10 protein-coding genes and 1 pseudogene are annotated in these 11,303 nt (G+C 35.1%); 7 read left to right on the plus strand and 4 right to left on the minus strand.

The features are described from left to right. A pseudogene (locus HRU49_RS12470) lies at positions 1–329 on the minus strand (uracil-DNA glycosylase family protein); the annotation flags it as partial. Then, positions 329–997, minus strand: a complete 669-nt coding sequence (gene rsmI, locus HRU49_RS12475; RefSeq protein ID WP_296357656.1) for a 16S rRNA (cytidine(1402)-2'-O)-methyltransferase — start codon at positions 995–997, stop codon at positions 329–331. The gene rsmI and the pseudogene HRU49_RS12470, both read right to left, overlap by 1 nt. A gap of 175 nt (positions 998–1,172) precedes the next feature. On the opposite strand from rsmI, the gene HRU49_RS12480 reads away from it, so the two are divergent. Both HRU49_RS12480 and HRU49_RS12485 read left to right on the plus strand, forming a co-directional pair. Further along, positions 1,173–2,000 (plus strand): hypothetical protein, encoded by an 828-nt coding sequence (locus tag HRU49_RS12480; RefSeq protein ID WP_296357657.1) that lies wholly within the window; start codon positions 1,173–1,175, stop codon positions 1,998–2,000. A gap of 9 nt (positions 2,001–2,009) precedes the next feature. After that, entirely contained in the window at positions 2,010–4,583 is a 2,574-nt protein-coding gene (locus HRU49_RS12485; protein ID WP_296357659.1) for a gliding motility-associated C-terminal domain-containing protein, read from the plus strand. 1 nt (position 4,584) lies between these two features. Here HRU49_RS12485 and HRU49_RS12490 read toward each other — a convergent pair whose 3' ends face one another. Then, positions 4,585–4,761: a hypothetical protein gene (locus tag HRU49_RS12490; RefSeq protein WP_296357661.1), complete on the minus strand. Its 177-nt coding sequence runs from the start codon at positions 4,759–4,761 to the stop codon at positions 4,585–4,587. A 180-nt stretch (positions 4,762–4,941) separates the two neighbouring features. Beyond that, entirely contained in the window at positions 4,942–5,688 is a 747-nt protein-coding gene (locus tag HRU49_RS12495) for a hypothetical protein (protein ID WP_296357663.1), read from the minus strand. Between the two features lie 80 nt (positions 5,689–5,768). Here HRU49_RS12495 and HRU49_RS12500 point away from each other — a divergent pair, with 80 nt between their 5' ends. The 5 genes from HRU49_RS12500 to HRU49_RS12520 form a co-directional block, all read left to right on the plus strand. Continuing rightward, complete coding sequence (locus HRU49_RS12500) at positions 5,769–6,416, plus strand: thymidine kinase (RefSeq protein WP_296357665.1); 648 nt, start codon at positions 5,769–5,771, stop codon at positions 6,414–6,416. Continuing rightward, positions 6,409–7,527, plus strand: coding sequence for an alanine racemase (alr, locus tag HRU49_RS12505; RefSeq protein WP_296357667.1), 1,119 nt, complete (start codon positions 6,409–6,411; stop codon positions 7,525–7,527). Before HRU49_RS12500 ends, alr begins: the two co-directional genes overlap by 8 nt. A 62-nt stretch (positions 7,528–7,589) precedes the next feature. Next, positions 7,590–7,991, plus strand: coding sequence for a large-conductance mechanosensitive channel protein MscL (mscL, locus tag HRU49_RS12510; RefSeq protein WP_296357669.1), 402 nt, complete (start codon positions 7,590–7,592; stop codon positions 7,989–7,991). A 186-nt stretch (positions 7,992–8,177) separates the two neighbouring features. Further along, positions 8,178–9,167, plus strand: a complete 990-nt coding sequence (locus tag HRU49_RS12515; protein ID WP_296357671.1) for an aspartate-semialdehyde dehydrogenase — start codon at positions 8,178–8,180, stop codon at positions 9,165–9,167. Between the two features lie 230 nt (positions 9,168–9,397). Continuing rightward, positions 9,398–11,303, plus strand: a 1,906-nt coding sequence (locus HRU49_RS12520; protein ID WP_296357673.1) for a prolyl oligopeptidase family serine peptidase, incomplete at its 3' end; no start/stop codon positions are given.

Below are 11,303 nucleotides of genomic sequence, written 5' to 3' on the forward strand. Positions count from 1 at the left end.
TAATAAAGCGTCATGCCATTGTGGTGCACATTCTGGCCGTGGTGGTAAATCTCCTGTTTTTCCTTTTCCAGGATAGCAAAATCCCATTGGTATAATGGCAAAGTTCTCTGTATTGTAAAATTCCTCATCTGTAACATTTAACCACTCTCGTAGCTTTTTACCGCTTTGATCATTCCAAGGAATTCCCGACTGATGCACCTTTTTCCAGGAGCCTGACCAATAATAACAATTTTGGATTTTGGATGTGCTGTTACGACGGGTCTTGGACCTAAAGGTAAATGCGCTTTACAGGTGCTACATTGACTGATATTATTAAGTAATACATTCACTACTTTTTTCCAGCCACTATAATAACAATCTCTCCTTTAGGTGGTTTGTTGGTGTAGTGTTCAAAAACCTCCTTAGCCGTTCCTCTAATGGTTTCCTCGTATAGTTTTGTCAACTCTCTTGATACTGATACCTGACGATCTTCGCCAAAATAATCGCAAAAGTGTCTTAGAGTTTTAATGAGCTTGTGTGGACTTTCATAAAAAATCATGGTCCTTGTTTCTTCTGCTAATAAATTGAGTCTTGTCTGACGTCCTTTTTTTACAGGCAAAAACCCTTCAAAAACAAACTTATCATTCGGTAAACCACTATTAACAAGGGCAGGAACAAATGCCGTTGCTCCAGGCAAAGTTTCAATCTCAATACCCACTTCTACACAAGCACGAACCAATAAAAACCCAGGGTCAGAAATTGCTGGTGTACCAGCATCACTTATAACGGCAATCGATAATCCTGATTTTAATTTTTCGATTAAAGCCTTCACAATTTTATGCTCGTTATGCATATGATGACTTTGCATTGGAGTAACAATATCATAATGCTTCAGAAGTTTACCTGAAGTACGTGTATCTTCAGCTAAGATTAAATCAACTTCTTTTAAAACATCTATAGCTCTTAAGGTAATATCCTTAAGATTTCCTATTGGCGTTGGTACAAGGAATAGCTTCATAAATGAGATAGTTTCAAATCAAATTTACAATCTTTTCTACAAGATGACGCAACCATTTAAAGTATTTGACATCTTAGTTACATATAAGGGCAATAAGTAGGAGAATTCAAAAATTATCTATTATATTTAATATTCCTCCCCTTTAAGCTATTAACTATCAATCCAAGAATTCCAGATGATTAAACAATTATGCTTATTGTTTTTATGCTTTTTATATGCGCAAGCTCAAAGTCAAACTACAGATTTATCTATTAATATTGAAGCACAAAATTTAGGTGGGAGTGCTGTATCACAGGTAGATATATATCAAGATTTTCAATACCTCATTACCATTTCTAATTCTGGCAATACTGTTAGTAACGCTAATATATCCATAGACTTTGATGATGATTTAATTATTAACAGTACGACTTCACAAAATAATACTAATGGGGCTACAGATGTTTCGGGAATTAATATCACGGGGAATGTTTTAACTGGAATCATTGCAGACCTTCCAAACAATTCTAGTGTTGAGTTATTGGTTGCGGTTACTGCCCCAACAAACCTTGGTGGGATAGCAGCCAACGGAACGATTAGTCCTCCTAATGGAACAACTGATACAAATACTAGCAATAATCAATCTATTATCTCTATCGATGTATTAGATATTGTAATAGACTTTACGGTTTCTCATGTGCAAATTCAGCCAGCAGAAGGAACAGCCATTGATGCTTGGGGAGACGAAGTTACCTATCAATTCACTATCACAAATAATAGTGCTATTGATTTTCTGGTTGACGCTATTGAAGGGAAATTACTTCTAGAATCACTGCCCGAAAATGGCTTACCTTTTTCAGAATTTGTATCATTAGATTGTATTGGTAGTACTAATGGAACACTGTGTCCTGATTTAACAAATCTCAATACCTTTTCAAATACAGTATCTGCCACATCCTTAATTACTGCCCCTTCTAACTTTATTTTTAACGAAGCTGTAGAATTCACGTCTGGTGGAAGCTAGACAATTGAATTGGTTTATCGATACTCTAGTCTTGCTTGTTCGTCAAATCCATTCCCAATCGATGTTGAGAGTTTTATTAGAATAGCTTTAGGACATTCTAATGTATCTCCTAATGTATCAAATGGTGTACTGACAGATTTACTCAGTGCAGATCCTTGTCCTGAAACTGATGTGTGTGTGGAAACCATACAAACCAATCCAGATTTATCTGTTGATATAGAATATGATCAAGAAGTTACTTTTGAAACAACCATTTGTAATAATGGACCTCTAGAAGCACCAGTGCTTATCTTTATGCAGAACTTATCCCCTAATGTAGATTGGGATATTATTTCTGTGAATTGTATTACAACCAATAGTTCTCTAGCTTGTGATGATTTCACCATATCTGATAATGGACAATTATGGGTGACTAGTGAGTTTACCTTGCAACCAAATACAACCATACTTATTGAAACTGTCGTTAAATTCATTGAGCCTCCTTGTAATCCATTCCCAAATCAGGTTGAAGCATCGATTAAAAGCGAGATTGTACTTGTTGATTCACAACTGGTCGATATTGATCCAAATAACAACTCTTTCTTTAATAATATAGAACTTCCGCTTGAAGAACCTTGTGATATTGGTGATTCATATGCTCTTCAGGTATCAAAAGTTCAAACTAGCCCTGAATTGCCTGTTGGCGGTACCCCTCAAAACACTACAGAATGGGGAGAAGTTACTTACGAGATTATAATTACTAATTCTGGTACTTCAGACCAACCGATTCAAGTTCAAGACCATATGCCAGTACCTCCATCTAGTGCCACTGCATTAAATGCTATGCTGACATCGGTAGAATGTATTGGAACAACAGGTAGTGCTAATTGTTTTAGTATTAATAATGCTTATGTAGGTGTAATTCATGATGGTGTGACTGAGGATGGTAGTTTTGATACCTTTTGGGAAGTCTTACCTGAAGATAATTGGATACTTCCTGCCAACAGTTCTGTAACCTTTAGTGTAACTGTAGATTGGCAACCAGAATGTTCAACCTCACTAATAATAGGAGAAAATGTAGTTAGAGTAAGCCATGTGAATGACGTTGTTGAAACGAACCTATCGGATAATATAGCTGAAGTTGCAACCTATTTTGCCCCATGTGTAGATTTAGTCGTACAAACTTATCCTGAATTTACACAAGTTGAAACAGGAGAGGCTCTTAATTGGATCGTAGATATTAGCAACAGTATTACCAGCTCTACTGCTATAGATATTGAATTTGAAAATGTACTTAATGCTGCTTTTACAATTTCTGGCAGCCCAACATGTACTGTAAGCTCTGGGAGTGCGACCTGCATCTCTAATTTTAACATTAATGGCAACACAATTACAGGAATTGTACCCGTAATTGATGCTGGATCTACGGTTAGTATAAGTATTCCTGTTATTGCACCTGCTTTTGGCGGAGCCTTTAATAATGTTGCAGAAGCATTTCCTAGTGCAGCGAATAATGAAGAGGTTACTCCTGAAACCAATATTTCTATTAATAGTGTTCAGGTGATTTCACCAGAATTAGATAAATTCTTTTTGCCAGAAACGATTTTTGAAGGAGGAGAAAGTGAACTTGTTTTTACAATTTTTAATATTGCTAGTAATCCAACCCAAAATAATATTGCATTTATAGATAACCTTCCTAATGGAGTGGTTTTATCCGGTATACCTAATTGGGTAGAAGCAAATGGCTGCACAGCTGTATTTAATGGTAATATTGGTGATACTTCAGTTGGTATTTCAGACCTCATATTCCCGGATGGCGTTGAAAGCTGTACATTCTCAGTAATGGTGACTTCTGATACTGCTGGATCTTATCTTAATAATTTTTCAAATTTTAGCAATACAAACAATATTGACACATCACAAACAAGTGCAACTTTAAATGTAATAATAGACACATCAAATGTGGATATTGCAATAACAAAGACTGTTGAGCCATTTGAAGTTATTATTGGTGATCAAACAACATTTACCATCACTGCTTCTAATTTTGGAACTTCAGAAGGTACTAATATCGAAATCCTTGACGTGTTACCTCAAGGTTATGAGTTTATTTCTGCTGTATCAAGTATGGGTGGATTTGATGAATCCTCCTTAATATGGACTATTCCAAGCTTAATGCCAAATGAAAGTGCTACGTTACAAATCAATGTTCAGGTTGTTTCTTCGATAAATTTATTAAACGTCGCTGCTTTAAATAGCCTTTCTGAAATTGATAGAGACTCTTCTAACAATGAAGATAGTGCGAGTGTTGAAATTTCTAATTGTTTGCAAATCCCAGAAGGTATTTCACCTAATGGTGATGGCAAAAACGATGTTTTAGTTATTCCATGTATTGAAGATTTTCCAGAAAACACAATTAAAATCTACAACCGCTATGGTGCACAAATTTATCAAGGAAATAATTATGCGAACACTTGGGGTGGCAAAGCCAATATGGGATTCCCTAATTCCTCAGAGCTACTTCCTGTAGGCACTTATTTTTATGATTTAGAAATAAATGCACTAGATACCTCTTATCAGGGCTATATTTATCTCAATTATTAAATTAGGCTCTGATATAGTTCCCTAAGAAATAGGATATAAATAAGATAGAAACAGTATAAAAGAATAACCCTAAAGGATGATCGGCAAAATGGTGCGCAGTTGTAGCCAAAATAAGATCAAAGAAAAACCCTGCATAGGCCCATTCTGTTAGCCATGCTTTAGGTCTTAATAAAATCACTACAACCCCAATTACCTTGAGTATCGCTCATGGAATAACAATGTCAGTTGGGTAATTAAAACTTTCAAAAAAACCGTGAACCATCTCGGTTTTTGAAAAGTACATAAAGGCAGAATACGAAAAAACAAAGCAAAGTAAGACTGAACTTACCCAATAGACAATATTCTTAGCCCGCATTAATTAACTAAATTTACTTTGGACTATTTCGATAAATCGCTCTTCATATTCCTCTTTACCTAACCAGTTATTATAATCTGGTTTAACCATCTCTGAGATTAACCTGTTAGCTTCAACTAAAGAATTTGCAGTATTGATTTGAGATATAACTCTGTTATAATCTTCACTTTTACCATCAAATAAATGCTTAATAAAAGCGATCTTATCGTTGAGCCCTATTTGTAAACTCTGACCTTTTAATTGATCGTTTAATGATTTTTTACCTTTTTCAGCTTCTCTTTTTTGAGCTTCTTCAATAGGTTCAAATTCTGGTAGGTCTGCAAAATCAGAGGATATGGTTTCAAATTCTATGGTAGTGGGTTTTTCGTTAGCGACCGCTTCTTCAAACAAAACATCTACCTGTTGTGCTTCTTCAGGCATTTGAGCAACCATGTCCTTTATCTTTTCCATAACAGGCTCCATAATGCCGTCATCTTCTCTTTCATCGACATTAATGTAAGTTTTATTACCAACCTCTATATTGTCACTAATTTTATTATTAAATGCTGTATCTAACATGTCAAAGAACGAAGAGTCATTACCAATTGTTGGCATGTCATCTTCAAAATTCTCATGAGCAAACTTTAAAACGGTCAATTTCTCATACAACTGAGTAACCTCTTCATGCATTCTATCCACGTCTTCTCTACCCTTTAATTTTAGAATCCGGTGTGCTATACTAATTAATTCTGATTCTAATTTCTTTTTCATTTTTACTTTTGATTTTTAATAATTTTGATTGACCTTTATACAAACGAATAAATACTACCTTTTAGTGCTAAATTTACGAAATGTTTCTTGAAAATACAGTAAATCATAAAGAACAATTTGGGTGGATTGAAGTGATTTGCGGGTCAATGTTCTCTGGGAAAACTGAAGAACTAATTCGACGATTAAAGCGCGCTCAATTTGCGCGGCAAAAGGTTGAAATTTTTAAACCAGCCGTTGATATTCGTTACGATGATGAAATGGTTGTTTCCCATGATTCAAATGAAATAAGATCTACTCCAGTACCTGCAGCAGCTAATATTCCTATTTTGGCAGATGACTGCGATGTTGTGGGTATAGATGAAGCTCAGTTTTTTGATGATGAGATTGTACGTGTTTGTAATGATCTAGCCAATAAAGGTATACGTGTTATCGTAGCTGGACTTGATATGGATTTTAAAGGAAATCCGTTTGGGCCTATGCCATATCTTATGGCAACAGCTGAATATGTAACTAAAGTGCATGCCATATGTACAAAAACAGGGAATTTAGCCCAGTACAGTTACAGAAAAGCAAAAAGCGATGATTTGGTATTACTAGGAGAGGTAGATGAATACGAGCCTTTAAGCAGAGCAGCCTTTTACAAAAGTATGCTTAGAGATAAGGTAAGGCAAATGAAAGTAAATGATCCTGAGGAGGTGAAATCTAAAGAAAAAAAATCAAATGCCTAAAGCAACTGAAACGGTTCTCGAGATTGATTTTAGCGCACTATCTCACAACTTTAATTACCTTAAATCTAAATTAGATTCAAAAACTAAGTTTTTAGCAGTGGTTAAGGCCTTTGCTTATGGAAGCGATTCTATAGCAGTTGCCAAACATTTGGAACAATTACAGGTGGATTATTTTGCTGTAGCCTACACAAATGAAGGTATTGCTCTAAGAGACGCTGGTGTAAAAACACCCATTTTAGTGCTGCATCCCCAACCTGTAAATTTTAAAACTATTATTAATCGCTGCTTAGAACCTAGCCTTTACAACTCCAAGGTTTTAAATGAGTTTGTTAGGGTTGCCGAAAGTGAAATGCAGAACAATTATCCAGTACATATTAAATTTAATACTGGATTAAATCGCCTAGGCTTTTGGGACAGTAATATAGATTATGTCATATCGAAAATAAATAGTACAAAATCAGTAAGAGTAAAATCTTTATTTTCTCATCTAGCAGCTAGTGAAGACATTAAGGAAGTTGATTTCACAAAACGACAAATTAAAGCATTTGATTCTATAGCTTTAGAATTTAACAGTAAATTAGATTATCGACCTTGGAGGCATCTCTGTAACACTTCTGGCGTCATTAATTATCCTGAAGCGCATTTTGACATGGTACGGTGTGGTATTGGACTTTTTGGATTTGGTAACTCTGAAGAAGAAGACAATCAATTAAAACCAATTGCCGCGCTTAAATCTGTAATTTCTCAAATTCATTGTATTGAAGAAGGTGAATCTGTAGGTTATAATAGAGCTTACAAGGCTAGAGGATTTGAAAAAACTGCAACCATCCCAATAGGCCATGCTGATGGCATAGGTAGATCATACGGGAATGGGAATGGTTACGTATTTATTAATAACAAAAAAGCACCAATAATTGGAAATGTTTGTATGGACATGATTATGGTGAACATAACTGATATCGATTGCAGCGAAGGTGATGAAGTCATAATTTTTGATGGGACCACTAAAGCTTCTCAATTGGCAGAAACTGCAAGCACCATTTCCTATGAACTAATTACTGCTATTTCACAGCGCGTAAAGCGTAAGTATCTTAACGTGTCTGAATGTTAAAATTTTAACATATCTTAAAATTCGTTACTTTAGCGGCATAATAATTAAAACACTAACTAATTATGTTAAAAGAATTTAAAGAATTTGCAATGAAAGGCAATCTGGTCGACATTGCTGTTGGTTTTGTTATGGGTGCTGCTTTTAATAATGTAGTCGCGTCATTTACAGGAGGCATTGTTTCCCCATTAGTTGGATTAATCTTCAATTCCGATTTTAAGTCATTAAAGTTTCAATTAAAAGAAGGTGAACTGAATGACGCTGGTGAAAAGGTTGGAGAAGTATTTTTAGAGTACGGAACATTTTTAACCAATGTTATTGATTTTATAATTGTAGCATTTGTGATGTTTATGATTGTAAAAGGAGTTAATAAAATAAATAAAAAAGAAGAACCGGCACCGGAAGCACCAGCTGGTCCATCAGAAATTGATTTATTGATAGAAATTAGAGATTCTTTAAAGAAATAAACGTTGGCGACACCGCTACATTATATTTTCTTAATCAAACCCAGGCAATCGCTTGGGTTTTTCTTTTAAGAATCCTAAATTGTTATATATTTAACAATTTGTGATTTAATTGTTAAAGGCCAAAATTAATTATATAATAAGGGTAAATTTTTGATTAGCTTTGTGGTTCATTTTTAATAAAAACACATGAAAATAGCTGTAGTTGGTGCAACTGGTTTGGTAGGTAATGTAATGCTTAATGTATTAGAGGAACGCAACTTCGCGGTTGATGAATTACTTTTAGTCGCTTCTGAGCGCTCAGTAGGAAAAAAAATAATATTCAAAGGGACTGAACATGAGGTTATAAGTATTCCTTCGGCTATTGAAAAGCGTCCAGATATTGCTTTATTTTCGGCAGGTGGTGGTATATCATTAGAATGGGCTCCAAAATTTGCTGAGGTAGGAACCACAGTTATCGATAATTCTTCTGCTTGGAGAATGGATGCCACTAAGAAACTTGTGGTACCAGAGATTAATGCTAACCTATTATCTAAAGATGATAAAATTATAGCTAATCCAAACTGTTCTACCATTCAAATGGTTATGGCATTAGCACCACTGCACAATAAGTATAAAATTAAGCGCATCGTTGTCTCTACATACCAATCCGTTTCTGGAACAGGTGTTAAAGCCGTTGAGCAATTAGAAAATGAAATTGCTGGTAAAAGAGGAGAAATGGCCTATCATTATCAAATTCATAAAAATGCTATTCCACACTGTGATGTTTTTGAGGACAATGGCTATACAAAAGAAGAAATGAAGTTGGTTAGAGAAACTCAAAAAATCCTAAATGACAAATCGATTGCTGTTACTGCAACTGCAGTTAGAATACCTACTGCTGGCGGCCATAGCGAAGCTGTGAATGTTGAATTTGAAAATGACTTTGACCTAACTGAAGTTAGAAAACTTCTAAATGCAACCGACGGAGTTACAGTACAGGATAATCTTGATGTCAATGTTTATCCAATGCCAATGTACGCTAATGGTAAAGATGATGTATTTGTCGGAAGAATACGACGTGACGGCTCTCAACCAAAGACCTTAAATCTTTGGGTTGTTAGTGACAATTTAAGGAAAGGTGCTGCTACTAATACAATTCAAATAGCGGAATATTTGGTCAAACAAGTCTTAGTATAAGGCCAAAATGTAACACTCGTTACTAGTTTTCATAAGAGTCGCAACTGCATTTAAAGACTTCATAATAGCGATAGTTTTTTGTATTTCAACTAATTAATTAAAAAATTTGTTGGTATTCGCTTATTATTGGGTTCCCAATTTACTATAAGTTTTAAGAAATTTTTGATTTAGTCAATTTTGTTAATACTTATCTTTGAGATTAACATTGCTTAATATCAAAAAGACCTATTATGAAAAAATTACTTCTAGTTACAGCTGCACTAAGTATTTTTGTTTCTTGTAAAAATGAAACAGAAAACGTGAGAGAGTTTATTACATTAGAATATCCTGAAACTAAAACGGTTGATACTGTAGACACGTACTTTAATGTTGCAGTTGCTGACCCTTACCGTTGGCTAGAAGACGATAGAAGTAAACAAACCGAAGCTTGGGTTAAATCTCAAAATGAAACCACATTTGGTTACTTGGAGAATATCCCATACCGAGAAGAACTAAAAGACCGCTTAACAAAACTTTGGAATTACGAGAAAATAGGATCTCCATTTGTTGAAGGAGATTACACCTATTTCTACAAGAATGATGGACTTCAAAATCAATATGTGATTTACAGATATAAAACAGGCGACGACCCAAGTACTGCCAAAGTGTTCCTTGATCCTAATACATTTAAAGAAGACGGTACCATATCATTAGGAGGTACTAGTTTTTCTAAAGATGGGAAAACACTAGCATATGCCATTTCTGAAGGAGGAAGCGACTGGAGAAAGATTCTTGTAATGGACGTGGAGACCAAAGAAATTGTTGAAGACACCCTTATAGATATTAAATTTAGCGGTATGTCCTGGTACAAAAATGAAGGCTTCTATTATTCAAGTTATGACAAACCTAAAGGAAGCGAATTATCAGCTAAAACAGATCAGCATAAAGTTTATTATCATAAAATAGGCACAAAACAATCCGAAGATCAATTAATCTATGGAGGGACACCAGAAGAAAAACATAGATATATTTATGGTGGTGTAACGGAAGACGACCGCTACCTTATAATCACACCAAGAGTTTCTACTTCTGGAAACAAATTGTACATTAAAGATTTAAACGTTCCTGATGCTCCATTAGTTGAAATCTTAGGACATACCGATTCAGATTCAAACATCATTGAAAATGTAGGGTCCAAACTTTACATCATGACTAATCTAGATGCACCTAATAGACGTGTAGTTACCGTAGATGCGTCTAATCCTGGACCAGAAAATTGGAAAGACTTTATTCCAGAGACCGAGAATGTACTAACACCCTCTACTGGAGGAGGAACATTTTTTGCAAAATATATGGTAGATGCTGTTTCAAAGGTTTTACAGTACGATTATAACGGTCAATTGATAAGAGAGGTGGAACTACCAGGAGTAGGGAGTGCTAATGGGTTTGGAGCAAAGAAGGAAGAAAAAGAATTATACTATTCGTTTACAAATTATGTAACCCCGGGAAGTATTTATAAATATAATATTGAAACTGGAACTTCAGAATTATTCCGTAAACCTAGCATAGACTTTAATCCCGAGGATTATGAAAGCAAACAAGTGTTTTATAAGTCTAAGGATGGCACTGATGTTCCGATGATTATAACTTACAAAAAAGGCATTAGTCTTAATGGGAAAAATCCAACCATTCTTTATGGCTATGGAGGATTTAATATTTCTTTGACTCCTAGTTTTAGCATCGCAAATGCCGTATGGATGGAACAGGGTGGTGTTTATGCTGTTGCCAATTTAAGAGGTGGTGGAGAATATGGAAAAGCTTGGCATGATGCCGGAACACAAATGAAAAAGCAAAATGTATTTGATGATTTTATAGCTGCAGGTGAATATCTTATTACCAATAACTATACCTCTTCTGATTATTTAGCTATTCGCGGAGGTTCTAATGGTGGGTTATTAGTCGGAGCGACAATGACTCAAAGACCTGATTTAATGAAAGTAGCATTACCTGCTGTTGGTGTTTTGGATATGTTGCGTTATCACACTTTTACTGCAGGAGCAGGATGGGCATATGATTATGGTACAGCAGAAGACAGCAAGGAGATGTTTGAATATTTAAAAGGGTATTCTCCGGTTCATAATGTTAAAGAAGGTGTGT

This window comes from Winogradskyella sp., from assembly GCF_013213975.1.
GTDB lineage: Bacteria > Bacteroidota > Bacteroidia > Flavobacteriales > Flavobacteriaceae > Winogradskyella.

Excerpts from the sequence above, each read along its gene's own strand:
- rsmI (WP_296357656.1), bottom strand. The coding sequence starts at position 997 with ATGAAGCTATTCCTTGTACCAACGCCAATAGGAAATCTTAAGGATATT.
- HRU49_RS12480 (WP_296357657.1), top strand. The coding sequence starts at position 1,173 with ATGATTAAACAATTATGCTTATTGTTTTTATGCTTTTTATATGCGCAA.
- HRU49_RS12495 (WP_296357663.1), bottom strand. The coding sequence starts at position 5,688 with ATGAAAAAGAAATTAGAATCAGAATTAATTAGTATAGCACACCGGATT.
- HRU49_RS12500 (WP_296357665.1), top strand. The coding sequence starts at position 5,769 with ATGTTTCTTGAAAATACAGTAAATCATAAAGAACAATTTGGGTGGATT.
- alr (WP_296357667.1), top strand. The coding sequence starts at position 6,409 with ATGCCTAAAGCAACTGAAACGGTTCTCGAGATTGATTTTAGCGCACTA.
- mscL (WP_296357669.1), top strand. The coding sequence starts at position 7,590 with ATGTTAAAAGAATTTAAAGAATTTGCAATGAAAGGCAATCTGGTCGAC.
- HRU49_RS12515 (WP_296357671.1), top strand. The coding sequence starts at position 8,178 with ATGAAAATAGCTGTAGTTGGTGCAACTGGTTTGGTAGGTAATGTAATG.